1 pseudogene is annotated in these 406 nt (G+C 39.7%); it reads left to right on the plus strand.

Annotated features, from left to right (window positions below):
• Nucleotides 1-197: 197 nt before the first annotated feature.
• Nucleotides 198-406: pseudogene (locus ACP3VS_RS24280) on the plus strand (IS5/IS1182 family transposase); the annotation flags it as partial.

The following is a 406-nucleotide window of genomic DNA, read 5'->3' on the forward strand; positions in this document are numbered from 1 at the left end:
TTTTCCGAAGCATTCCGCTCGCTTTCCGCGGGCGAGCGCCGAGTCTCCTCCTACGCTTCGCTTCGTGCGGGGTCTCGTCTGTCTCGCTTTCCCGCAGGAGTCGAGCGATGCTTCTGCAAACAACGCAATGTATCATACTATTATTTTAGTCACACTTTCCTTTATAATAAAAGAATGAATATGTAGGTGGAGCCCCAATGATTTTAAATCAGGAAACCCTTAATTTAAGTCCATACATGGCAATCTATGATATTGTTGTGCCAAAAGATAACATGCTTCGCCAGATCAATGAACTTGTTGAATTTTCATTTTTTTTAGAAGAGCTAAAAACAAAATATTGTTTAGATAATGGACGTAATACCATTCCTCCAATTCGCATGTTTAAGTACTTATTATTAAAAGCGAT

Origin of the sequence: Lysinibacillus sp. VIII_CA (assembly GCF_049943995.1) — a bacterium.
Lineage (GTDB): Bacteria > Bacillota > Bacilli > Bacillales_A > Planococcaceae > Lysinibacillus > Lysinibacillus pinottii.